The sequence below is a fragment of the Marinobacter sp. G11 genome (assembly GCF_021282325.1).
GTDB classification, from domain to species: domain Bacteria; phylum Pseudomonadota; class Gammaproteobacteria; order Pseudomonadales; family Oleiphilaceae; genus Marinobacter; species Marinobacter vinifirmus.
Map to the genome: position 1 here is coordinate 58,016 of NZ_JAJSPB010000017.1, position 23,047 is coordinate 81,062.

Genomic DNA, 23,047 nt, shown 5'->3' on the forward strand with positions numbered 1-23,047 from the left:
TTCATCGCTCAAGGCTGTTTCATCGCTCAAGGCTGCTCCCCCAGACCGGAAATAGCCTGCAAAGGTAGCCGGCCGATGCGGTCATTGTGAAGTGAACCAAAGTATAGAAAGCCGTTGTGCGGGTTCACCGAGGTGATTTCCTGCAAATGGCTGCCGGTCGTGTCGTGCAGGCTGGTGAGCATACGGCCGCGGTCATCAAAGGCCACTACCAGGCCGTATTCCTCCGGCTCGGGCTGGAAGCCGGCAGGCAGGCGAGCAACCAGGTTCTTCATCCAGGGCCGGCGGTGCATGGCGTCTACCTGGGGGTTACGCAGGGTCGGGAAGGCAACCCAGTAACGGCCCCGTTCATCCACGGCCAGGTTGTCCGGGAAACCGGGCAGGTTGTCTGCAAACACTTCGGTACGGCCGGCTTTCGGGCCGTTGATCCAGTATTTCAGGATGCGGTATTTCCAGGTTTCGTTTACCAGCAGGTAGTCACCATCCGGAGATACCGCCACGCCATTGGCAAAATACAGGTTACGCAGCAGTACTTCGGTTCTGCGGGTTTTCGGGTTGTAGCGCAGCAAGCGACCGTGGGGCCGCATTTCCAGCAGGTCCAGGATGTAATCCGGCTGGCGGAAGCGGGAGCTGGCATCGGTAAAGTAGATACGACCATCCGTGGCGACAACCACATCGTCGGTGAACCGGAACGGTGTGCCTTCCGCCTCCCGGGTGAGCACGGTAATCTCACCGTCCGGCGCTATCGACAGCAAGCCCTTCCAGGCATCCGCCACAATCAGGTTACCCTGGCGGTCAAACACCATGCCCAGTGGCCGGCCTTCGGTCTGCAGCCAGGTTTCCACCCGGCCGTCAGGAAATACCCGAACGATTTTGCCGTCCTGGGTGCCGGTATAGAGCACGCCGTTGGCATCCACCGTGGTGTCTTCCGGGCCGTACACCTGGCCCCGGGCCAGCAGATCGGCCTGTCGCAGCTGGTTATTAGGCGCCAGGATTCCGGTCAGGGCCGGAGGCTCGGGCGGCTCCCAGGCCTTGCTGTCGACAGGGGATGGTGTCAGCAGAAAGCTGCCCACCAACACAAAGAGCACCAATAGTCCGGCCAGTAACCATTTCATCATGCACGCCCGATCCGTTTTATGATTCTTCGTTTGGGACCACTCACCTTAGCAGACATCCACCGGTTGCCGGCAATGGCCGCGTCACACCTTACTGCTCCAGAAACCGCCGGCACAGGGTGGCGAAGGTATCGGCTTTTTCGGCGTGCAGCCAATGGCCGGTGCCTTCGATAATTTTCAGTTCGGCGTTCGGAAACAAGCGGCGGATGGTGTCCTGGTGTTTTTCCTGGATGTAGGCGGAGTCTGCGCCCTTGATAAAGAGCACCGGCCCTTCAAACGGGCCATCACCCTCCGGTGCGTCCGCCAGGTTTTGGTAATGGGCATCAATTACCGGCAGGTTCAGGCGCCAGCGGAAGATGATATCGCTGTCGGTCTGTTCTTCGGCCGGAATACGCTCCAGGTTCTTGAGCAGGAACTGGCGCACACCGGGGATTTCCACGAATTCTGCCAGCCGCTCGTCTGCCTGTTTGCGGGATTTGACCCCGTTCAGGTCGAGGCTTTTCATACCTTCGAGGATGTCGTCATGGCGGGGGTGGTAGGTCACCGGGGCAATGTCCGCCACGATGATGGCTTTCACCCGCTGCGGATAACTCAGGGCCACCTGCATGGCCACCTTTCCACCCATTGAGTGGCCCAGAATAGTGGCCTGGTCCAGCCCCTGGGCATCCATGTAGGCGATGATATCGGCGGCCATGGCCGGATAGTTCATTTCATCGCTGTGGGGAGAACTACCGTGGTTGCGCTCGTCCAGCGCGTGAATCTGCCAGTTATCTTCCAGCCGGCGGGCAATGCCGCCCAGGTTCTCGAGGGATCCGAACAATCCGTGCAACAGGATCAGCGGCTCTCCCTGGCCGGAAATACGGTGATTCAGTTCAACGCCCATACGCAGGCAACCTCCGGTTATCTGAATGAACCGGATACACTACCACCGCCAGTGCACGGGGCAAGGGAAAATTCAGGCAGAAAAAAGCCGGGCAAAGGCCCGGCTAAATGGTCACAGACATTACGACTGAGAAATCAGCAATAGAAGATGCTGTCCAGATATTCAGCCAGCGCCACGATGTTTTCGCGCTCGCTCTGGGTACGGGGAACAAAGATTTCCTGTGTCATACAACACCTCCAATTGGCGTTATGGCTACTTCAACCTGATGCCACACATGCTATCGTTTAAGGTGTTGATACCCGTTGACCAGCTGTGCCAATCGTTTGACATTTTGTATCAGCCTGAACCGAACCGCGGAGCCAGCGAACACCATGCATCCCCAAGCGGATCCAGCAACAACGCCCCATGTGGCGGCCTCCAGCACCCTTGCGCTGGTGCATTACCTCGAAAAGCGGGGCCTGCTGGACCGTGCCCGGGCGGAAGACATCGCAGGGGTGCGTCTGGAAGAACTGGATGACCCGGACCTGCGCATTCCCGCCAGCATTCACTACCAGCTATGGGAACTGGCCGAGCAGCTGACCGCAGACCCGGGCGTGGGCCTGCACGCGGGACAAGTGATCGATCCGGAACGCATGGGGCTGGTAGGCCATGTATTCTTCAATTGCGACACTCTGGGGGAAGCCGTTGTCCAGTACGTAAGGCTGCACCGGCTGATCAACGAATCGGTGACGCTCAGCTTCGAGCAGACGCCGGAGCAGGCCATTCTGACCTGGCAACCGGATAACCCGGCCCACTACTGCCGGCAGGACATGGACCGCACCCTGGCCGCCGCCCTGTGCCGCACCCGGCACTTTATTCATCGGGGCATCGAGGCAGACTGGGTGGAAATTGCCCATCCGGAACCGGATTACGCCGCGGAATACCAGAAACTGTTCGGCGGCCAGGTGCTGTTCGGCTGTGGCATTACCCGCATGGCCTTTGCCAGCAAGCACCTGAGGCACCGCATTCCGCACCGCAACCCCTATGTGTATTCGGCGGTACTGAAACAGGTAAACGCCGTGCTGGCCCGGCTGCAAACCCGCCGTTCGTTCAGCCGCAAAGTACGCCGGCTGATCTCCCGGCAAATGTCGACCGATCGCATTGACGCCGACACCCTGGCCAGGCAATGCCACATGAGCCGGCAAACCCTGTACCGCAGGCTGAAAAAAGAAGGCCTGAGCTTCCACGACCTGGTGGAACAGGTCCGCAAAGACAAGGCGCTGCGCTATGTTGCCGACGATCAATATGCCCTGGGCGAAATTGCTTTCCTGCTCGGGTTCTCCGAACTCAGCGCCTTCAGCCGCGCCTTCAAGCGCTGGACCGGCATGGCCCCCGCGCAATACCGGGCCAGGCACCAGGAGGCAAGCGCATGACCGGTGATACCCTGTCCTGGCTCGCCATCCCCTTGGCATTGCTGTACCTGGCAGCCATCGCCTGCATCTATCGCATTCTGCTGACCTACCGTACCTCCCAGGGCGCCATTGCCTGGATCATTGCCCTGCTGGGCCTGCCCTACCTGGCCGTGCCTGCGTTCCTGCTGTTCGGGCGTATCCGCTTTGGCGGCTACGTAAAGGCCCGACGCATGGGCAACAAGGATTTGTCTGACCTGCTGGATACCTTTGAGAACCAGAGTACGTCGATTGCCAAGCCCGGCGACCGGCACTTCAGCGATGAACTGCAGGTGCTGTGCAAACTCAGCCGGCAGCCGTTTACCAGCGGTAACCGCTGCACACTGCTGCGGGATGGCGAGGCCACCTTCGAGGCCCTGTTCGAAGCCATGGAGCAGGCCACCCACTACATCCTGCTGGAGTTTTACATGGTGCGCTCCGATAAGGTGGGCCACCGGATCAAGGAAATCCTGGAGCGCAAGCTGGCGGAAGGTGTGTCGGTGTGGTTTCTGTACGATGACATCGGCAGCGTTTCCCTGTCCCGCCGCTGGCTCAACGAACTGAGCGCCGCCGGCGCACGGGTTGCCTCCTTTGGCGACGGCAACATCCGCCGCCGGCGCTTCCAGATCAACTTCCGCAACCATCGCAAGCTGCTGGTGTGTGACGGCCACACCGGCTTTGTCGGTGGCATCAACCTGGGCGACGAATACCTGGGAACTGCCATGGATCAGGAACCCTGGCGGGATACCCACTGCCGTATCGAAGGGCCGGCGGTCATCGGCCTGCAACTGGCCTGGCTGGAAGACTGGAACTGGGCCAGCAACGACCGCCCCGAGCTGGAATGGTCGCCGGCAGAGCCACCTCCGGGGCAGCAGGAAGTGCTGGTACTGCCCTCCGGCCCGGCCGACACCTGGGAAACCTGCACCCTGTTTTTCCTGAACTGCATCAACAACGCCCGAACCCGCCTGTGGATCGCCTCGCCCTACTTCGTGCCGGATTTCCAGATCATGAACGCGCTGCAGCTGGCGGCACTGCGTGGCGTGGATGTACGCATCCTGATTCCGGAGAAATCCGACAGCCCGCTGATCCGGGTAGCGGCCTATTCCTACCTGGTGCAGGCCAGCCAGGCCGGCATCGGCATCTATCGTTACCAGCCGGGCTTCATGCACCAGAAGGTGGTACTGGTGGACGACCGCTATGCAGCCCTGGGCACCGCCAACATGGATAACCGCTCCATGCGCCTGAACTTCGAGATCATGGCCATTAACACCCACCCGGAGTTCATCGGGCAGGTAGAGCAGATGCTGGAAGACGACCTGAAACAGTGCCGGCTGATGACCGAAAGCGACTACCAGGACCGCTCACTTCCGTTCCGCCTGGGCTGTCGTGCCGTACGGTTGCTGGCACCGCTTCTTTGAACTGGTTCTCAGTGCAGGCTTGTGCCAATATGACCGCCCGAAAACCGGCAAGACAACAACCGATACTCCATGACCGCATTCAAACCCCGTGAGACCCTGACCGAGCAGGTCGCCCGCCACATTGAAAACCTGATTGCCTTTGGCCAGCTCCGTTCCGGCGAGCGCATCTACGAAAGCGCCATGGCCAAGGAAATGGACGTAAGCCACGGCTCCATCCGCGAAGGCCTGCTGCTTCTGGAAAAACGCCACCTGGTCAGGAACGTACCCCGCAAAGGCGCCTTCGTAACCCCGCTGGACGAGCACTTCGTCAGAAGCCTGTACGAAACCCTGGAGCTGTACCTGACCCACACCGGCCGCAAACTGGTACGGCAGTGGCAGCCCGAAGACATGGCCCGGCTGGAATCACTGCACAGTCAGATGCAGGCTTGCTACCAGAACAACGACCTGATGGCGTTCCTGGAGCTGGGCATCGAGTACACCAAGGCCTCGCTGGCCTACGCAGACAACTACTTTATTGTCTCTGCCATTGAAGACCTGTGGCCATCGGCCAAGCGCTGCGCGTTTGTAGCCTTCCGCCAGGGCGGGAAGCAGGTTCTGGAAGACAACCTGAAGCATATGGAAGAATCGATCCAGGCCATTCGTGACCGGGACGAAGAGGCCCTGGCTTCGCTGCTGCACAGCTACGCACAACAGCAAAGCGACCAGGTACTGGCGGCGCTGGATCAGTAGAACAGCTGGGTAAACGAGAAACCGATGTTCAGGTAGGCGGTCCAGTCGTCTTCATTGTTGTAGGCACCAGCCAGCTGCACCGGCCCCAGGAAGGTATTCACCCCGGCAAACAGGCTCCAGGATCGTACCAGGCCAGACCAGCGGGCGTCGTCCATGGTGTCCCAGGCGTTACCGGTTTCAAAGCCCACGCCGGCAAACCAGGGCATTACCGGCCCGCCGAATTCCCGCCGGGCATAGGCCGACAACAGTGCCGCGTCGTTACCGGTGATTTCACCCGGTGCATAGGCCGACAGCTGCCGGAAGCCTCCCAGGCGGGCCGCGTTCTCGATACCCGGCTCACCACTGACCACCTGCCGGGTGTACGCCAGGCCGGTGAGGTTGAACCGGCCCCAGGTGCCGGTGCCCAGGAGCATGCCGGTCACCGAATCGAACTCCCGGTCAGAGCCCAGCCCGTCTCGCTCAAAACGGCCCCGGATGCCGGCAAAGGCACCGGATTTCGGGTAAAAGGTATCGCTCAGGGAATCATGCACCAACTGCACACTGGCGTAGCCCTGATGCACATGGTCAGAAGGTGCCACCGACGCACCCAACTCATCGTCCACTGACGCCAGCCCGCGCACATAGCCCAGGCGCACTTCACCGTTGCGGCCCAGCTCCATACCTATCGCCAGGTCTATCTGACGGAAGCCTGCGTCAATCTCGGCAATCCGCTCGCCATCCTGGTACACGCTGTAATCATCCTGGCGGTATTCCACGCCCAACACCGCGAACCGGTCATAGCCGTAATCCAGCGGCTGGTACCACTGGGTGCGTACCCAGGGCTGGGTCCCCAGCTGCAGGGCGGTTTGCCACTCGGCCCCCAGCTGGTTCAGTTCGGTCATACGCAGGCCCGCGGCCAGGTTAAAACGGGTGTCGCCGTCAAAGTTGTCTTCGTAGTTGAGGCCAAACGACAGGTAGTTCGGCCCCCAGCTTTTCTCCCGGGCCCGCACCATCAGCACCGGTCCCTCTTCAGACGGGCGCATCGACCAGGACACTGTCTCGTAATAGCCGAGGCCGTAGATGCGTTTCAGGTCATCTTCCAGCTGTTCGACATCCAGTGGCTCACCGGCTTGCTGGCGAATCCGCTCGCGCAGGAATTCACTGGCCAGGCGGTCACCCTGTGTGAACTCGATCCGGGCGATCGGCCCCGGCTGCCACATGCCGCCTTCGACCGAATCCCGCCAGGCCTGCCAGGCCGGGCCGGAAACCGCCAGCCGGTTCAGCGCCACCGCATGTTCGCGGGCAGCGGTCGCTCCCAGCTCGAACAGTACCGGGCCGTCAAAAAAGTCAGCAGAGGAGTGCCCTTCCAGGTCCGGCCGGATGAGTATGTCGCTGTCGGTCAGCCGGGCCAGCTGATCGTCGGTATTACGGCGGGTCATCATGGTGGTCAGCTGGCCAATCACCGAAGACGCTTCCTGCATTTCCTCATTGGTCAGCAGCGGGTCGGTGATATCCACGGCAATGATGATATCGGCGCCCATGTCCCGGGCCACGCTGACCGGCAGGTTGTTGGCTACACCACCGTCTACCAACAGCCGGCCGCTCCGTTCTACCGGCGCGTAGACTCCGGGTATGCTCATACTGGCCCGGATGGCTTCCGCCAGGTCGCCACTGCCGATCACCACTTCCACCCCGGTTTCCAGGTCGGTGGCCACCGCCCGGAACGGGATCGGAAGCTCATCGAAATCCTCAACCAAGGCGGCATTGCGGGTCAGTTCGTTCAGGATAAAACCCAGGTTCTGGCCGGTCACCAGGCCGCCACCCAGCCGGATACCGTCCAGGCTCACCCCCAGGCCGGGGGCCAGAGGCAAACGCCAGTCATCCTGCTTGCGCCGGACCGGCTTGTAGGCCCGGCCGGGGTCGTCCCGGAAACTGGACAGCCAGTCCAGCTCGATAAACCGGCGTTCTATTTCCTCCACCGGCATGCCGGACGCATACAGGGCCGCCACTGCAGAGCCGGCGCTGGTGCCTACCACCAGGTCTACCGGCACCTTCATTTCTTCCAGCGCACGCAACACACCCACATGGGCCATGCCCTTGGCGCCGCCGCCACTGAGCACAAGGCCCACCTTGGGGCGAACCTCGGGCGGTGACTGGCCCCAGGCTGGCGCTGCCAGCATGGCCAGCAACGTCAGCGCAATGGCGAACAGCTTCGGGGGGCTCAAGATCGGGCGATCACTGCTTTTTCTTGTCATCGTCGGCAAGGGAAAGGTGGGAGATATCCGGTACTACCGGCGGTGGAACCACCCGGTCTACGCCAAGGTCGGTGCCGGGCGGCGCCAGGGTCCAGTCGTCCAGGTGCTCAAACATGGGGGCTTCGGCTTCCTGGTGTTCCACCAGCGTGACTCCGGGCGGGTCCAGGCTCAGGCCGGAACCGGCCAGGATGTCATCCACTTTTTCACCCGCAACGGGCAGTCGGTCACCGGGCTCCGGTTCGGGCGTTTTACCGGTTCGGGCGGGAGCATCCTGCGCAGCACCGGTAGCTGCCGGCGCCGGGCTGGCGGGGCGTTCCGGTGCCGACGGTGCCGGTTCCTGCCGGGGCTGCGGCCTGGATGGCGCTGCACCGGCCATCGGTTGCACATAGGCCACCATGCCATGCTTTTTCAGAACCGCCTGGTATTTTTCGGCCTGGACCTGCTCAAGCTTGTTGCGGATAACCACCGGCTGACCGCTGAACATGCGGTCGAGCTGCTCGACACTGGCCTTGAACAGGGCCTTTGCGTTATTGCGAACCGCAGCAGGGTCGGTGCCCGGCACGCACTCCCCTTTGAACACAAGCTGGAACATAGTTTTGCCTCGTTATTTTTCGCAGACCAATGCGCCAATGATAGCTGAAAACCATCGCCGGAACAGGCCAGCCCGGTGAGCCCCGGCAAATGCCTGCCGATTGCAAACAATTGAAAAATCCGGTGGGTACCGGAGGAAAATTGCCAAATCCTCTGCAACAATCTAACTTAATAATCTGTTACATTGTGTTACACAGATTTAAGGCGCGACCCAAGGAGAATAACCATGCGTGCCCTGTTGCCATCCCTTGCTTCCGCCGCAGTTATTGCACTGGCGGCACCTGCAGCTCAGGCAGAAAACCTGGATGTTCTGATGAGCGGCGTATTCGCGGACAACGAAGCCACCTACATCGGCTTTGAAAGCATCGAGCGGGAAGACATCCCGGAACTTGCGGCGGTGGATCGCAAATACCTGGTGGTGGACTTCCGCTTTACCGGCCAGGAACCGGCCAGCGAACAGCTTCAGGCCAGCGTACACAAAGTCTGCATGGCCCTGCTTAAAGACCGCGACCTGGTCCGCTCACTGTCCGATTCCGGTTATGACATGGTATCGGTTGCCTTCGACCGCCAGTCCCAGTTCGACTGCCTGTAAGCCAGAGCCGCCTCAGCTCTGGCCCAGCAGGCGCGGGAAGGCTTCCAGCGCGGTGTTAACGGCATCCAGGTTGAAGGCTTCCACATCCGACAGCAACTTCTCACCGTACTGGGTCACCGACGGCGACCGATAGCGCTGGCCCCACTCGACCACTCTCAGGGCAAAGTCTTTCATCTGTTCCGGGTCGCCACTCTCGCGAACGTCTTGCCATTCGTTGCCGAAGTCTTCCGCCAGTTTTTCCCGCAACCAGCCCCGCTCCTGCATGCTCATGGTCTGGGCCAGCAAGCGCTCGGATTCTTTCGGTGTTCCATCATCTTCGACCTGCTCGACGGTGGCCTCCACCCGGGGCAAGACCACCGAGAAGGTAGACCCCACGTCCGACTCACTCTCCACCGTCAGCTCGCCGCCCATCATTTCCACCAGTTTACGGCTGATTGCCAGGCCCAGCCCGGTGCCGCCGTAACGCCGGGAGCTCTGGCCTTCCTGCTGTTCAAAGGCATCAAAAATGCGCTCCTGCTGGTCTGGTGCAATGCCAATGCCGGTATCGGCTACCGTCACCACCAGCCGGTAATACCGGGTTTCGGAGTCTTCCCCGCCCGGTTCGTCCAGCTCGCTCGCCACGGCCCGAACGGTAACCCCACCCTCATGGGTGAACTTGATGGCGTTACCCACCAGGTTGAACAGCACCTGCCGCAGCCGGGTTTCGTCCAGCATCATGGCCGCCGGCATTTTCTTGCCAACGCTCACTTCCAGGGTAATGCCCTGCTCGGTGGCGCGCAGATCGAAGATGTGGCGGACATCGCTCAACAGCCGGCGCACCGACACGGGGCCAAAGTCCAGCCGCATCTTGCCGGCTTCAATCCGGGACAGGTCCAGGATGTCGTTAATCAGCATCAGCAGGCTGCGGCTGCCGGCACGGATGGCGTTGAGGTAGTTACGCTGCTGGGGGTCGGTAACCGAGTTATACAGCAGGTCACTGTAGCCGATTACCGCGTTCATCGGTGTCCGGATTTCATGGGACATATTGGCCAGGAATTCGCTTTTGGAGCGGCTTGCGGCCTCTGCCTGCCGCGCCAGCCGCTCCGCCTCCAGCTTGGCTGCCCGCAGCTCGTCTTCACTTCGCCTCAGGGCATTCTCGGACCGGATCCGCTCGTCGACTTCCAGCGACAGCTTTCGGTTCCAGTACAGGAAGATCAGCACCACCACGATGGCGATCAGGATAATCCGGCGCACCACGGTGTAGTCGGCTTCCTGCTCGATATCCAGGTGAATCCAGCGGTTGTACACCGCCTCGGTTTCCGATGCCGGCAAACCACTCAGGGCCTTGTTCAGTATCCGGTGCAGCTGCTGGGCCGACTGTCCCACGGCTAACCGCAGGTCATACTGGTACGGGGTGATGCTGGTAATACGCAGATTGGTCAACCCCAACCGGGCGACGGTGTAACTGACCGCCGGGATGTGGGTCACCATCACGTCCAGGTCGCCGTTAGACAGCGCCAGCAAGCCTTCTTCCACGGTTTGCTGAGGATAAATATCCAGGTTCGGATGATTGATCAGCAGGTAATCATGGCTGGCCTGGCGATTGACCACCCCCACCCGCTCGTCACGCAACTCCCGCAAATCCCCGATAAACCGCCCGGTGTCCCGAATCGCCAGGGCAATGGGCACGTTGACATACGCCCGGGTAAACAGGAAATCCTGCTCGGTACGGGGTGTTCGGGACATGCCCGGCAGGATATCCACTTCACCGGATTTCAGCTGTTCTTCCGAGGCACTGCGGCTATCCACCGGGACATATTCGAAGCGGATGTCCAGGTCCTGCTCCAGGCGCTTGAGCAGGTCGACCACCAGCCCGGCGGGCCGGCCGTCCTGCTGGAATTCGAAGGGCGGCCAGTCTGACCGGACGCCCACCTTCAGCCCGGGATTAGCTTTCAGCCAGGCCCGCTCTGAACTGCTCAGGGACTGGTTACCGGCGTCCATCTCCGGTGCGCTGGCCTGCAACCAGGACTGCCGGATGCTGCGATGTTCCTGGTGGCCGAGGGCGGTAATGGCGCGGTCGAACACCCGGAACAGGTTGGCTTCTTCGATGGGCACCTGCAGCACGACATCCACCTCCCGGTGGTCGAGCAGCAAGGACAGGCCAACGCCGTTGATCATTGCTGATTCCAGGTAGTCAGACACCACCGGCACCGGCCCCAGAAACGCATCCGCCTTGCCCGACAGCAGCAGGCTGACAGCTTCGCCAAGATTGGCCGCCGGCACCGGGGTAAAGTTGTTCACCGGGTCCAGCAGCGGGTACTGGTTGGGGTCGTCACCGACAATGGCCACCCGGCTGCCTTCAAGGTCTGACGGGCCGCGGATTGCCGCCGCTCCGACGTTCACAAAGACCCCATAGGTGAGCGACATCAGCGGCGCCGTATGGCGCACGCCCGGAATCACCGGGGCATCGGGAATGCGGGTCGTCAGGATGATATCCGGCTCTGGCTGGTTACCGGAGCCATCCAGGAGTTCCGGCTCTACCAGCACCCCCAGCTTGTTTTCAATCCGCTGCAGGTAATCGATCCAGATACCCGCCAGGGGGCCATCGCCGGTATCGAACACCAGGGGTACCTGGCTGTGGCGGATGCCCACTCGGAAGCTGTCCTGCTGTTCCAGCCACTCCAGGTCTTCCACGCCCAGCACCGGGTCCGGCGCAGCCAGTGGCGGATCTGCCAGCGCGGCCCCTTGAAATACCAGAAACAGCAGGCAGAACAATAACTGTGAAACAGACTTCACTGGATATCCTCGGCGGGTCCACTACATTTCAGGAAACCATACCCGTAAACGGGGTACATTGCATTTTGCCAACCCATCACAGAGGGCACTTCCATGGACACCAGCAAACATAGCCTGAGCACCCTGTTCGAACAACTTGGCATGCCGGCAGACAAAGCCAGCATCGAAGACTTCATTGGCCGTCACTCGCCACTGCCCTCGGAAATCGCACTGCAGGATGCCCCGTTCTGGTCCGAGGCCCAGTCCCACTTCCTGGAGGAAGGCCTGGAAGAAGACAGTGACTGGGCAGAAATCATTGACGAGCTCGATGCCATGTTGAGGCACTGACGCCCGGTTTCAACTCTCGCCGGAACCCGAACCCCCGCGCCGGCGCCTGGCCCGGGGATGGCTCTGGTCATAGACCCTGGCCAGGTGCTGAAAATCCAGGTGGGTATACACCTGGGTGGTTGCGATATCGGCATGGCCGAGCAATTCCTGCACGGCCCGCAGGTCACCACTGGATTCCAGCATGTGGCTGGCAAAGGAATGCCGGAGCAGGTGCGGGTGCAGGCGCTGGTCGGCCCCCTGCAACACACCCCAGCGGGCCAGCCGGGCCTGGATGCTGCGCCGGCTCAGGCGGTCACCCCGCTGGCTGACAAACACTGCGGGCTCGCCTTCCGGCGCCAGGGACGACCGCAGTGTCAGCCAGTTGTTCAGGGCCGTTACCGCCTTGCCGCCCACAGGCAGAATCCGTTCCTTGTTCCCCTTACCCAGCACCCTCACCTCCCGGCCTTTAAGGTCCAGTGAGAGCAGGTCAAGGCCGGCCAGTTCTGCCAGCCGCAGGCCAGAGGAATACATCAGTTCGAACATGGCCAGGTCCCGGACTTCCAGCGGATCGTCCGGGTTTACTTCCAGCAACTGATTGATCTGGTCGACATCGGCCACTTTCGGCAACCGGCGACCGGTTTTCGGAGCCCGGATATCCAGCGCCGGGTTATCCCGGGCCAGGCCTTCCCTGAGCAGATACTGGTAGAAGCGACGAACAGAAGATAGGTGGCGGGCAATGCTGCGGCCGCCAAGGCCGCCTTTACTGAGGTGGGCGACATACCGGCGGACTTCGTGGCTGGACAGGTCCGCCCAGCAATCGCAACCGCCCCCTGTCAGCCAGAGCGCCAGGCGCTGCAGGTCTCGCTGGTAATTATCACAGGTGCGCGCGGAGTGCCGCTTTTCTGATTGCAGGTGGCGGATAAAGCCTGACAGCGGCGCGGCCAGGGCCTCGGGCGGCGTGCCGGGGGTGTCGAGGGCGCCGGGGTCAGCCTCCAAGGTCACCCCTGACCGCTTTCCACCGCCAGGTCAGACACCGATGCGCCGGAGCCATGGCGTTTGAGCATGGGCGGCAGCAGGCGGCTCAGGGTATCGCTGATATAACTCAGGAACAGCGATCCCATGCTCTGGTCAAAATAACCCGGCTCGCAGCTACCCACCGCAAACACCCCGACCAGACCTTCATGGCGCAGTGGCATCAGGGCCACCGAGGCGATCGGTTCGTCCCGGTCCGGGAACAGGAATTCCCGCTCATTTTCCCGGAACTGTCCGCACACCGCCCGCTCACCATCCAGCAAGCTACCCAGTCGTTCCTGGGCCAGGTCGGCATTGACAACATGCAGGGCACCCTGGCCGGAACCAGGCAGTTCATCATCGCTGAACAGCAAGACAGACGCGGCATCCAGCCCGAAATCACTGCGGATACTGTCATCGATAGCCGCTGCCATGTCGTTCAGGTTTCGGGCTTCGATCACCTGCATCAGCAGGCGTTTGCTCTTCTCGAACAGCCGGTCGTTGTGGCGGGCAATCGAGACCAGCTCGACCAGCTCCCGGCGCAGGGTATCGCGCTGCTCACGGAACAGATGAACCTGGCGTTCCACCAGGGAAATCGCACGTCCACTGTCGTGAGGCAGGGTCAGGGTGCGCAGCAGTTCATCCTGGTCGACAAAGAAATCAGGGTTGTCGCGCAGATAATCCGCTACCTGCTCACGGGTGAGTTCTGCGACCTTCTGGCGGGCCGTTTGTTCTGTCATCGTGTTCTCCTGAGCTGTCAGGACCTTGTTTTAGGGCTGCGAGGGCCTTTACGCCGGCGCGGCGGAGCCTCGCCCGGCAGTCGTAACTGGCCTTCAAATACTGTTGTCGCAGGGCCTTCCATCATAACAGGGGTACCCTCACCCTGCCATTCGATCACCAGGCGCCCGCCACGCAGTTCCACATCTACCCGGGCATCCAGCAAGCCGCGCAACTGGCCGGCAACTACTGCAGCACAGGCACCGCTGCCGCAGGCCAGGGTTTCACCGGAGCCCCGTTCGAACACCCGAAGCCGGGCGTGGCTACGATCCACAATCTGCAGGAAACCGATATTGGCCCGGGCCGGGAACCGCGGATGCTTCTCCAGCGCCGGCCCCAGGCTGGCGACCGGCGCGGTATCCACGTCGTCCACCACCAGCACACCATGGGGATTGCCCATAGACACCGCCGACAATTCAATCTGCTGGCCGTCCACTTCCACCGTATACACGGTTTTCTGGCGGTCGGCGGCAAAGGGAATGGCAGGCGGGTTCAGCTCCGGCACGCCCATGTTCACCATCACCATGCCGTCTTTGCCGATTTTCAGCTCAATCACGCCCTTGGCGGTCTGTACCCGCACCACCCGCTTGTTGGTCAGACGCTGATCCCGCACAAAGCGGGCAAAACAGCGGGCACCGTTGCCGCACTGCTCCACTTCCGAACCGTCGGCATTGAAAATCCGGTAGCGGAAGTCGACATCCGGCAATCCGGGCGGCTCCACCACCAGCAGCTGGTCAAAGCCAATGCCAAAGTTACGGTCGGCCAGCTCCCGGATCATTTCCGGGCGCAGGCGAAACGGCTGGCTGATGGCATCCACCACCATGAAATCGTTGCCCAGGCCGTGCATCTTGGTGAACCTCAGCAGCGGCCCCTGATTCCGTCTTTGCTGGTTCATCTCCGGTTCCCCGCTCATTCCGGCAGACAACTTTCAGGAGCCAGCTGGTCTTCCAGGGTTTCCCGGCGCCGGACCACGTGCACCTTGTCACCATCCACCATCAGTTCCGGCGGGCGGTTTCGGGTGTTGTAGTTGGAGGCCATCACAAAGCCGTAAGCACCGGCAGAGCGCACGGCCAGAAGGTCACCGGCCTGCAGGCGCAGCTTGCGATCCTTGCCCAGGAAGTCGCCGGTTTCACACACCGGGCCCACCAGGTCCCAGGCTTGTTCTTCGCCCTCCCGGTGCGGCTGGACCGGAATGATCGCCTGCCAGGCGCTGTACAGGGCCGGGCGGATCAGGTCGTTCATGGCCGCATCGATGATGGCAAAGTTCCGGTGTTCGGTGCACTTCAGGAATTCCACCCGGGTCACCAGGATGCCGGCATTGGCGGCAATCGAGCGGCCCGGCTCCAGGATCAGCTCCAGCTGACGGTCGCCCATACGCTCGGCCAGCGCTTTCACATAGTCCGCCGGCTGGGGCGGCTGTTCCTGGTCATAGGTAACGCCCAGGCCACCGCCCATATCCAGGTGGCGAATGCGGATGCCCTGCTCCGCCAGCGAATCAATCAACGCCAGCACCCGGTCCAGCGCATCCAGGAACGGCGACACAGAGGTCAGCTGGGAGCCGATGTGGCAGTCCACGCCGTGAATATCCAGGTTCGGCAGGCTGGCCGCCCGGGCATAGACCTGCGGAGCTTCGGCAATATCAATGCCGAACTTGTTCTCTTTCAGGCCGGTGGAAATATAGGGATGGGTGCCGGCATCAACATCCGGGTTCACCCGCAGGGAGACCGGTGCCTTCACACCCAGCTCGCCGGCCACCTTGTTCAGGCGGTCCAGTTCGGTGTCGGATTCCACGTTGAAACAACGAACGCCGGCTTCCAGCGCCCGCTTCATTTCCCATTCCTGCTTGCCGACACCGGAAAACACCACTTTTCCGGCCTCGCCACCGGCCTTGAGCACCCGCTCCAGCTCACCGGCCGAGACAATGTCGAAACCGGCACCAAGCCGAGCCAGCACATTGAGTACAGCCAGGTTACTGTTGGCTTTCACGGCGTAGCACACCAGGTGCGGCCGGCCAGCCAAGGCGTTGTCGTAGGCCTTGTAATGGCGCTCCAGGGTAGCCCTGGAATAGACATAGGCGGGCGTACCGAAGCGCTCGGCAATCTGTGCTACGGGGACGTCTTCGGCGTAGAGTTCGCCGTCACGGTAATTGAAATGATCCATGCTGTTCCTGACTGTTCGGGCAGAATCGGGTTGAGTGGTCAGCTTTCCGGCTTGTCGTCGCTTTGCTGTGCTTCAGCACTGTTTTCAACCGCCGGCACCGGCGCTTCCCGGTACAGGGGGCCTTTCTGGCCACAACCGGAAACCATCAGCGAAACCAGCACCAGGGCCGCCAGCCCCGGCCAGCGCACCTGCTTGACCTGCATACCCAATCCCCTGAGTGAATAATGGGCGAAGTATACCCGACACCCGGCCTTTACGGCGAGGGAACCGGCTCCGCCCGGGGCAATCCGATAACCGGGACGCCATCCCCTTCTTTTCGGGTGAAGAGCCAGTATCATGGGAGCCATTCTGTCATTTACAGCCATAACGACAATCCGGAGACCCGCAAGGGACAACCGCTGTGAAAGAATTCCTGATCCAACGCTATCGCCAGGACCCGCTGGGCCCCGCCATTCCGCCTACGCTGGTACAGATCGATGACACCGGCCGGGTTATCCGGGCCGATCGCCATACCGATACCATGTTCGGCTACGAACCGGCGGAACTGATCGGCAAGCCGGTGCAACAGATTCTCGCCTCGCGCCAGGACGACCCCTTTGCACCGGCTAACCGGCACCGGCTCAATGACGGCCAGAAGGTCCTGGTGACCTTCCGCCACAAGGAAGGGTTCTTCTTCACCGCCCGGCTGGGCCTGCACACTGAAATGCGGGATTCCGACCAGGCCGCCAGCGCCGCGATTACGCTGCGGGACAGCATTGCCATGGACAGCAGCCTGTTGACACTGGCGGAGCAGAGCGCCGGCTTCGGCCTGTGGGAACTGGATATCGCCAGCAACGAGATCGGCTGGACCGAAGGCGTTTACCGGTTACTGGAACTACAGCCCGGCACCGAGCTGACGCCCGAGCAGGCCCTGTTCTACTGCCAGGCCGGCCAGAACCGGGTCCGGGCCCTGTTCCGCCGCAGCATCCGCACCGGCAAGCCGTTCCGGATTGACCTGTCCATCCTCACCGGCAAACAGAACCCGCAAACCGTCACCCTCGCCGGCGGCCCTCTTGGCGACAGCCGGGAACCGCAGCGGCTGGGGGGCGTCATCGTCAATCACAGCGAAGCCATGCGCCACGATGACGAAAAACAACGGGTACAGAGCATTCTGGAAGCCACCGGAAACGCCACCGAAGACCTGGTGCTGGCAGTGAATACCCGGCTGGACCTGCTGCACTTCAATAAGCCCTGGGCCCGCCAGTTTTATAAAGCCTTCGGACTGGCCCCTTCTGTCGGCGACAACCTCAGCAAATTGCTGGGCGACTTCCCCAATGAGCGCCGGCTGATCGAACGCCTGTGGCAAAGGGCACTGGAGCGGGACAGCTTTGTTGCGGAGATGCCACTGAACCGCCAGGGCGAAGACTTTCCGGTGTACGAATTCCACTTCCAGAGCCTGCGCGGCCCGCACAACGAAGTGGTTGGCGCAACCCATGTGGCGAGGGATATCAGTGACCGCCTGAAACGCAACCTGGACGATGACCGGCGCACCCGGTTTGACCCGGTCACCGGCCTGCTTAACCGTCGCGCGTTCCTCGAACACCTGGAACGGGCCCTTACCCACCAGCACCGGCGCCAGTTCACCGACAGCCTTCTGTTGCTGGACCTGGACAACTTCGAGCAATGCCAGGAAAACACCGGCAGCGGCGCCTGCGACCGTTATCTGAGGGAGCTGGCGGCCACGCTGGGGTTGCGGGTCCGGCAACGGGATGCCCTCGCCCGGCTGGCCGGCGATACCTTTGCGCTGTACATCGAGAACTGCCCGGAACCCAGGGTGCGCAAACTGGCGGATGAAATCCGCGAGCAGATAGCCCGCTTCCAGTTCGACTGGCAGGGCCAGCAACTGCAAACCACCGCCAGCGGCGGGCTGTTGATTCTGGGCGGCGAGCAGCCGGAACAACCGGAACAGCTGCTGAGCCAGGCCGCAAACCTGTGCCACACCGCCAAGATCTCCGGACGCAACCGGATTCACGCGGCCCACGCCAGGCATGGTGAACAACCGGCGGGAAGTTCCGACCAGCAACTGGAGCAGCTTCGCAACGCCCTCGACAACAACCACCTGCTGCTGGAATTCCAGTCCATGAAACCGGTGGCCAGCGTAACCTGGGGCGACCACATTGAAATCCTGTGCCGGATTCCGGGTGCCAACCCGGACGACACGCCACTGACACCGAACCAGTTCCTGCCCATCGCCGAACGCTTTGACCTGGTAAAACGCCTGGACCGGCAGGTCATCCGCCAGGCCCTGGACTGGCTGGACCGGCATCCATTGCTGGAGCCGCGGCTGAAGTACTGCGGTTTCAACCTGTCTCTGGCCAGCATCCTGGATGACAGTTTTGCGGAATTCATGGAACAGGCGGTGGTACCGCTGGCCTACAAGCCGGAGTGTTTCTGCCTGGAAATCCGGGAGGCCCATGCCACCCAGTATCCGGATGAAGTGGCGGTGCTGTGCGATGCCCTGCACCGGGCCGGCTTCCGGGTCGCCCTGGAAGGGGCCGGTGCTTCGGTGGAAAGTTACAGCCTGGCCGCCAACCTGCCGGTCGACATCATCAAGCTGGATCAGCGGGTGATGAAGCACCTGGAAAAAGATCCGGTACAACAAATTATGGTGGACGCCCTGCACCGCATTGCCGAGGCTGCCGGCAAGGAAACCGTAGCCACCTTCATCGAAAACGATGAAACCTTGCGCAAGGTACGAACACTGGGAATTCACTTCGGCCAGGGCTTCCGGCTGGCAGAACCCCAACCACTGGAACAACTGAAACCGGCGGTGGTGGAGCTGAGTACCGGGCGTATCGGAGGCTGAGTTCCGCCGGCACAGGGGTCACCACAGTGCCGGCGGATGATCAGGGCAGGGTTACTTCAGGGCGGCGCGGGCCCGGGCTACGGCGGCACGCACCTGGTTCGGCGCGGTGCCACCCAGGTGATCACGGGCCTGCACGGAACCTTCCAGGGTCAGCACGTCAAACACGTCCTCGCCAATCACGTCAGAGAACTGCTGCAGTTCTTCCAGGGTCATCTCGGACAGGTCACGGCTTTCGGCCACACCAAAGGCGACCGACTTACCGACAATTTCATGGGCATCCCGGAACGGCACGCCTTTTTTGACCAGGTAATCGGCGAGATCCGTGGCGGTGGAGAAACCGCGCTTGGCCGCCACCCGCATGTTGTCCGCCTTGGCCTCGATGGCCGGAATCATATCGGCGTAGGCCTTCAGGCAACCCTTGATGGTGTCGACGGTGTCGAACAGCGGCTCTTTGTCTTCCTGATTGTCCTTGTTGTAGGCCAGCGGCTGGCTCTTCATCAGGGTCAGCAGGCTGATCAGATGGCCGTTCACCCGGCCGGTCTTGCCACGCACCAGCTCCGGTACGTCCGGGTTTTTCTTCTGGGGCATGATGGAAGAACCGGTGCAGAAACGATCCGGAAGATCGATGAAATCGAACTGGGCGGAAGTCCACAGCACTAGCTCTTCACTGAACCGGGACAGGTGGGTCATCAGCAGGGCTGAAAAACTGCAGAATTCGATGGCGAAGTCCCGGTCAGAGACGGAATCCAGGCTGTTTTCAGTCGGCCGGTCAAAGCCCAGTAGCTCGGCGGTCAGGTTACGGTCGATCGGGTAGGTGGTACCAGCCAGGGCGGCGGCGCCCAGGGGCATCACATTCACCCGCTTGCGACAATCCTGCAGGCGATCGGCATCGCGTACCAGCATTTCGTACCAGGCCAGCAGGTGGTGGCCGAAGGTGACCGGCTGGGCAGTTTGCAGGTGGGTAAAGCCGGGCATGATGGTGTCGGCTTCGCGCTCCGCCAGGTCCAGCAGGCCGGCCTGCAGGCGAGCCAACTCTTCGGCGATCACGTCGATTTCATCGCGCAGGTACAGGCGAATGTCGGTAGCTACCTGGTCGTTACGGCTGCGACCGGTGTGCAGCTTCTTGCCGGTGATGCCGATGCGGTCGGTCAGCCGGGCTTCGATGTTCATGTGCACGTCTTCCAGGCTTACGGACCACTCGAAGCGACCGGCTTCGATGTCTTCCTTAACGCCTTTCAGGCCTTCGATGATCTGGTCCCGCTCGGCGTCGGTGAGCACACCCACCTTGGCCAGCATGGTGGCGTGGGCGATAGAGCCGGTAATATCATGGTGGTACAGGCGCTGGTCAAAACCGACTGACGCGGTAAAGCGCTCGACAAAGGCATCGGTAGGCTCGCTGAAACGGCCACCCCAGGGTTTTTCGGAGGATGTGGCCTGGTCAGATTTCTTCTGATCCGTCATCACTTTAGTCCTATAGTAACATGTAACTTTTGCTTAAGCGTCTGTTTTTACGTGGAATTGTAAAAGTGACACTTTTTGCTATTTTTCGGGTAATTTTGTCCTCATTGTAACGCTTCAAGATTCTGGAATCGCGCTAAATATCGTAGGACGACTGGGGGTTGCCAAACATATCTTGGGTGGTGGCTGTTCGAACTCGGCATGGGGAAAATTTTCCTAAAGCCTAAAATCGTTCGTAAAGGTCGCAAAGCGAACGTTCAGATTTCGGAATAACGCCGCCAGCACGCGCGGCTTTGTAGTGGAGGCGGAGCCGCAACGGAAAAGCCGTCGTTGTGCCTGGCCTTGTTAAAAGCTTTGTGCGAGCTCATTTATTTGCTTCCCGTGACATGCCTTGTGTTTCTTACCGCTTCCACATAAGCATGGGCTTTTCCGATTCATACCTTGAAGCGCCATGATCTCAAGCAATTCTCTCGCTTTAGAGAGCATATGGTGCGCCTGTGCCTCGTCGCCTGACAGTGACAGTTCGTACTGAAAAGCTCTATCACCCTTATTTTCGATTCTGAATATAGCGTTGCAGACTGCTATAAAATCATCTACTAACTGGTTGCCGGTTGTGTTGACCCTGATATTATTCACCTGCTTACCCTCATAAACAGCAGTCTCATCAGGCAAGAACAATATCTTTGCAAGCGGTAAAGACTTTGGCGTGATATCAATAAGTTCTCCTTCTGGAGACTCCCAAACTGCGTGAAACTCTGCCTCAACCAGCAGTGGCGTTTTCCAGATTTGCCAACCAAGCACCTTCTTTCCACCAGCAGACTCAACCTTCTTGTCTACGATTGGAAAGCACTCATTGAGCGATGCACCAGTTTCAGGCCTAGACGGCAAAAACATTGGCTCTGATTTTGCCCCAACCTTTGAAACTAGGAATCTTATATCACTACATATTTCATTCGGAGTCACAGCCTCACCTCGTGACTTTTAACGCCCGGCTTTGAGGCGGACTTGTAGCCGCGCAGCGGCGGAAAGGCCGTCCCAGCCCCGTAGGGGCGACAACAGCCGTTTGTTAAATGCTTAATGCACACTCACTTTAGAAAAAACGTTGATCACTACTACCCCAGTGACAATAAGCGCCATACCCAAAATGCTTGCTAAGTCTAACCTCTGACCAAAGATCAACCAGCCAGCTAAAGAAATTAATACTATTCCTAGACCAGCCCATACCGCATACGCAATGCCAACTGGAATAGCCTTTAAGGTTAGAGAAAGAAAATAGAATGCAATGGCATATCCTAAAAGCACAATCAAGCTTGGCCATAATTTTGTAAAGCCTTCGCTTGCTTTCAAACTCGAAGTTGCTACTACTTCAGCAATAATTGCAATACCAAGAAACAACCAGTTTTTCATTTGCACACCTCAACAGAAATACTAAACAGCATGTTACTCAAGGAATCATATAATGTGCAGTCTTGTTATATTTTCTGCTCTGTGCGCAAAGCTCATGTGGCATTTAACGCCGCTAAGCACGCGCGGCTACGGAATGGAGGCAAAGCCGCAATGCAGTAGACGTCGCCGTGACTTGCATGGTTAGGCTAACTCTCGACATGCTGCTTTCTATAAGCCTCTTGTAGTGGTTCAATGATTCCGGACACCAACGTAGGTGGTAAGATCGCCACCATAAACGAGGTGTCTGATGACCAGAAAGCGACGTTCTTTTTCTCCTGAGTTCAAACAGGAAGCAGCCAGCCTGGTGCTGGATCAAGGCTACACGATTCCGCAGGCCAGTGTGTCCCTGGGGGTCGGTGAAAGCGCTATTCGGCGCTGGGTTAACCAACTGACCGAGGAGCGTGACGGCGTTACCCCGAAGGGCAAGGCCTTAACCCCGGAACAGCGCCGGATACAGGAGCTGGAAGCCCGCTGCAATCGCCTGGAGCGAGAGAAGGCGATATTAAAAAAGGCTACTGCTCTCTTGATGTCGGACGAGATGAATCGTACGCGCTGATAGACCGGTTGGGGGAGCAGGAGTCAATTGAACTGGTCTGTGAAGCGTTTGATATCAGTCGTTCGAGCTATTACGAGTACCGCCAACGGCGAAACTGTGTAGATGTGGAGCGCCTGGCCCTGAAGGCTCAGGTGAATCATCTGTTTACCAAGAGCCGCAGTTCTGCCGGCAGCCGTACAATCAAAGGCTTGCTACGCGAGGAAGGCGTTGTCGTTGGTCGCTTTAAAGTTCGACGACTGATGAGCGAGCTGGGACTGATCTGTAAGCAGCCAGGCCCTCATGCCTACAAACAGGCCACCGTTGAGCGGCCGGATATCCCGAACCACCTGGATCGTGGGTTTGCGGTAGAAAAGCCTGACCAGGTCTGGTGTGGTGACATCACCTATATCTGGAGTGGCCAACGGTGGAGTTATTTAGCGGTAGTGATGGATCTGTATGCTCGTCGGGTTGTTGGCTGGGCAATGTCCTCCAGTCCGGATGCAGACCTGGTAGTAAAAGCGCTGGATCACGCTTGGGAGCAGCGTGGCCAACCAGGGAAAGTCATGTTCCACTCGGATCAGGGAAGCCAGTATGCCAGCCGTAAGTTCCGTCAGAGGCTCTGTAAGCGTTCATTCCGAGACGTCCTGCCACCCCACTGAATTTCGCTCTACAGTAACCTCTGATTTCCTAATAAGAGGTTGCTCCCATGAGAAAACACCGCACTCCGGAACAGTGGCAGGTCCTGGTC

19 protein-coding genes and 1 pseudogene are annotated in these 23,047 nt (G+C 60.2%); 7 read left to right on the forward strand and 13 right to left on the reverse strand.

Annotation, left to right across the window (positions count from 1 at the left end; all coding sequences use genetic code 11):
* Nucleotides 1-26: 26 nt before the first annotated feature.
* Together LWH94_RS12045 and LWH94_RS12050 are read right to left on the reverse strand one after the other, a co-directional pair.
* Nucleotides 27-1,112: an SMP-30/gluconolactonase/LRE family protein gene (locus LWH94_RS12045; protein ID WP_232902382.1), complete on the reverse strand. Its 1,086-nt coding sequence runs from the start codon at nucleotides 1,110-1,112 to the stop codon at nucleotides 27-29.
* A gap of 91 nt (nucleotides 1,113-1,203) precedes the next feature.
* On the reverse strand, nucleotides 1,204-1,995 hold the full coding sequence (locus LWH94_RS12050) for an alpha/beta fold hydrolase (RefSeq protein WP_232902369.1): 792 nt from the start codon (nucleotides 1,993-1,995) through the stop codon (nucleotides 1,204-1,206).
* Between the two features lie 371 nt (nucleotides 1,996-2,366).
* Here LWH94_RS12050 and LWH94_RS12055 point away from each other — a divergent pair, with 371 nt between their 5' ends.
* The 3 genes from LWH94_RS12055 to LWH94_RS12065 all read left to right on the forward strand — a co-directional run bounded on the left by LWH94_RS12055 (nucleotide 2,367) and on the right by LWH94_RS12065 (nucleotide 5,569).
* A complete protein-coding gene (locus LWH94_RS12055) occupies nucleotides 2,367-3,407 on the forward strand; it encodes an AraC family transcriptional regulator (RefSeq protein ID WP_232902370.1) in 1,041 nt (346 codons plus the stop codon).
* A complete protein-coding gene (gene cls / locus LWH94_RS12060) occupies nucleotides 3,404-4,840 on the forward strand; it encodes a cardiolipin synthase (protein ID WP_232902371.1) in 1,437 nt (478 codons plus the stop codon). The genes LWH94_RS12055 and cls overlap by 4 nt, the downstream gene beginning before the upstream one ends.
* Before the next feature lie 69 nt (nucleotides 4,841-4,909).
* Nucleotides 4,910-5,569, forward strand: coding sequence for a GntR family transcriptional regulator (locus LWH94_RS12065; protein WP_058339947.1), 660 nt, complete (start codon nucleotides 4,910-4,912; stop codon nucleotides 5,567-5,569).
* Here the strand turns inward: LWH94_RS12065 and LWH94_RS12070 are convergent.
* Together LWH94_RS12070 and LWH94_RS12075 are read right to left on the reverse strand one after the other, a co-directional pair.
* On the reverse strand, nucleotides 5,563-7,803 hold the full coding sequence (locus LWH94_RS12070; RefSeq protein WP_442914987.1) for a patatin-like phospholipase family protein: 2,241 nt from the start codon (nucleotides 7,801-7,803) through the stop codon (nucleotides 5,563-5,565). The genes LWH94_RS12065 and LWH94_RS12070 overlap by 7 nt on opposite strands.
* Nucleotides 7,784-8,395, reverse strand: a complete 612-nt coding sequence (locus LWH94_RS12075; RefSeq protein ID WP_232902372.1) for a hypothetical protein — start codon at nucleotides 8,393-8,395, stop codon at nucleotides 7,784-7,786. Before LWH94_RS12075 ends, LWH94_RS12070 begins: the two co-directional genes overlap by 20 nt.
* Nucleotides 8,396-8,620: 225 nt before the next feature.
* Here LWH94_RS12075 and LWH94_RS12080 point away from each other — a divergent pair, with 225 nt between their 5' ends.
* Nucleotides 8,621-8,986 (forward strand): hypothetical protein, encoded by a 366-nt coding sequence (locus LWH94_RS12080; RefSeq protein WP_232902373.1) that lies wholly within the window; start codon nucleotides 8,621-8,623, stop codon nucleotides 8,984-8,986.
* Nucleotides 8,987-8,998: 12 nt separating this feature from the next.
* On the opposite strand, the gene LWH94_RS12085 is transcribed toward LWH94_RS12080, so the two are convergent.
* On the reverse strand, nucleotides 8,999-11,761 hold the full coding sequence (locus LWH94_RS12085; protein ID WP_232902374.1) for an ATP-binding protein: 2,763 nt from the start codon (nucleotides 11,759-11,761) through the stop codon (nucleotides 8,999-9,001).
* A 93-nt stretch (nucleotides 11,762-11,854) separates the two neighbouring features.
* Here LWH94_RS12085 and LWH94_RS12090 point away from each other — a divergent pair, with 93 nt between their 5' ends.
* Nucleotides 11,855-12,088: a DUF2789 domain-containing protein gene (locus LWH94_RS12090; RefSeq protein ID WP_022987559.1), complete on the forward strand. Its 234-nt coding sequence runs from the start codon at nucleotides 11,855-11,857 to the stop codon at nucleotides 12,086-12,088.
* Nucleotides 12,089-12,097: 9 nt separating this feature from the next.
* Here LWH94_RS12090 and xerC read toward each other — a convergent pair whose 3' ends face one another.
* From xerC to lptM, 5 genes are read right to left on the reverse strand one after another with little or no spacing between them, the layout of a single operon-like run.
* Nucleotides 12,098-13,063: a tyrosine recombinase XerC gene (xerC, locus tag LWH94_RS12095; RefSeq protein WP_232902375.1), complete on the reverse strand. Its 966-nt coding sequence runs from the start codon at nucleotides 13,061-13,063 to the stop codon at nucleotides 12,098-12,100.
* Nucleotides 13,064-13,065: 2 nt separating this feature from the next.
* On the reverse strand, nucleotides 13,066-13,818 hold the full coding sequence (locus LWH94_RS12100) for a DUF484 family protein (protein ID WP_232902376.1): 753 nt from the start codon (nucleotides 13,816-13,818) through the stop codon (nucleotides 13,066-13,068).
* A 17-nt stretch (nucleotides 13,819-13,835) separates the two neighbouring features.
* On the reverse strand, nucleotides 13,836-14,750 hold the full coding sequence (gene dapF / locus LWH94_RS12105; RefSeq protein WP_058340016.1) for a diaminopimelate epimerase: 915 nt from the start codon (nucleotides 14,748-14,750) through the stop codon (nucleotides 13,836-13,838).
* Nucleotides 14,751-14,764: 14 nt separating this feature from the next.
* Complete coding sequence (lysA, locus tag LWH94_RS12110) at nucleotides 14,765-16,015, reverse strand: diaminopimelate decarboxylase (RefSeq protein WP_058339953.1); 1,251 nt, start codon at nucleotides 16,013-16,015, stop codon at nucleotides 14,765-14,767.
* Nucleotides 16,016-16,053: 38 nt separating this feature from the next.
* Nucleotides 16,054-16,218, reverse strand: a complete 165-nt coding sequence (gene lptM, locus LWH94_RS12115; RefSeq protein WP_232902377.1) for an LPS translocon maturation chaperone LptM — start codon at nucleotides 16,216-16,218, stop codon at nucleotides 16,054-16,056.
* Nucleotides 16,219-16,415: 197 nt separating this feature from the next.
* Between lptM and LWH94_RS12120 the strand changes: the two genes are divergently transcribed.
* Nucleotides 16,416-18,860 (forward strand): EAL domain-containing protein, encoded by a 2,445-nt coding sequence (locus tag LWH94_RS12120; RefSeq protein ID WP_232902378.1) that lies wholly within the window; start codon nucleotides 16,416-16,418, stop codon nucleotides 18,858-18,860.
* Between the two features lie 51 nt (nucleotides 18,861-18,911).
* On the opposite strand, the gene argH is transcribed toward LWH94_RS12120, so the two are convergent.
* The 3 genes from argH to LWH94_RS12135 form a co-directional block, all read right to left on the reverse strand.
* The gene (argH, locus tag LWH94_RS12125; RefSeq protein WP_232902379.1) at nucleotides 18,912-20,321 is read right to left on the reverse strand and encodes an argininosuccinate lyase; all 1,410 of its coding nucleotides are present in this window, start codon (nucleotides 20,319-20,321) and stop codon (nucleotides 18,912-18,914) included.
* Between the two features lie 342 nt (nucleotides 20,322-20,663).
* Complete coding sequence (locus tag LWH94_RS12130; protein ID WP_232902380.1) at nucleotides 20,664-21,281, reverse strand: YecA family protein; 618 nt, start codon at nucleotides 21,279-21,281, stop codon at nucleotides 20,664-20,666.
* Between the two features lie 111 nt (nucleotides 21,282-21,392).
* Complete coding sequence (locus LWH94_RS12135) at nucleotides 21,393-21,725, reverse strand: SMR family transporter (protein WP_232902381.1); 333 nt, start codon at nucleotides 21,723-21,725, stop codon at nucleotides 21,393-21,395.
* A gap of 286 nt (nucleotides 21,726-22,011) precedes the next feature.
* Between LWH94_RS12135 and LWH94_RS12140 the strand changes: the two are divergent.
* Nucleotides 22,012-22,919 (forward strand): annotated as a pseudogene (locus LWH94_RS12140) (IS3 family transposase); the annotation flags it as partial.
* Nucleotides 22,920-23,047: the final 128 nt, after the last annotated feature.

Coding starts and splice junctions, on each gene's coding strand:
- LWH94_RS12045 (WP_232902382.1), bottom strand. CDS start 1,112: ATGAAATGGTTACTGGCCGGACTATTGGTGCTCTTTGTGTTGGTGGGC.
- LWH94_RS12050 (WP_232902369.1), bottom strand. CDS start 1,995: ATGGGCGTTGAACTGAATCACCGTATTTCCGGCCAGGGAGAGCCGCTG.
- LWH94_RS12055 (WP_232902370.1), top strand. CDS start 2,367: ATGCATCCCCAAGCGGATCCAGCAACAACGCCCCATGTGGCGGCCTCC.
- cls (WP_232902371.1), top strand. CDS start 3,404: ATGACCGGTGATACCCTGTCCTGGCTCGCCATCCCCTTGGCATTGCTG.
- LWH94_RS12065 (WP_058339947.1), top strand. CDS start 4,910: ATGACCGCATTCAAACCCCGTGAGACCCTGACCGAGCAGGTCGCCCGC.
- LWH94_RS12070 (WP_442914987.1), bottom strand. CDS start 7,803: ATGACAAGAAAAAGCAGTGATCGCCCGATCTTGAGCCCCCCGAAGCTG.
- LWH94_RS12075 (WP_232902372.1), bottom strand. CDS start 8,395: ATGTTCCAGCTTGTGTTCAAAGGGGAGTGCGTGCCGGGCACCGACCCT.
- LWH94_RS12080 (WP_232902373.1), top strand. CDS start 8,621: ATGCGTGCCCTGTTGCCATCCCTTGCTTCCGCCGCAGTTATTGCACTG.
- LWH94_RS12090 (WP_022987559.1), top strand. CDS start 11,855: ATGGACACCAGCAAACATAGCCTGAGCACCCTGTTCGAACAACTTGGC.
- LWH94_RS12100 (WP_232902376.1), bottom strand. CDS start 13,818: ATGACAGAACAAACGGCCCGCCAGAAGGTCGCAGAACTCACCCGTGAG.
- dapF (WP_058340016.1), bottom strand. CDS start 14,750: ATGAACCAGCAAAGACGGAATCAGGGGCCGCTGCTGAGGTTCACCAAG.
- lysA (WP_058339953.1), bottom strand. CDS start 16,015: ATGGATCATTTCAATTACCGTGACGGCGAACTCTACGCCGAAGACGTC.
- lptM (WP_232902377.1), bottom strand. CDS start 16,218: ATGCAGGTCAAGCAGGTGCGCTGGCCGGGGCTGGCGGCCCTGGTGCTG.
- argH (WP_232902379.1), bottom strand. CDS start 20,321: ATGACGGATCAGAAGAAATCTGACCAGGCCACATCCTCCGAAAAACCC.
- LWH94_RS12135 (WP_232902381.1), bottom strand. CDS start 21,725: ATGAAAAACTGGTTGTTTCTTGGTATTGCAATTATTGCTGAAGTAGTA.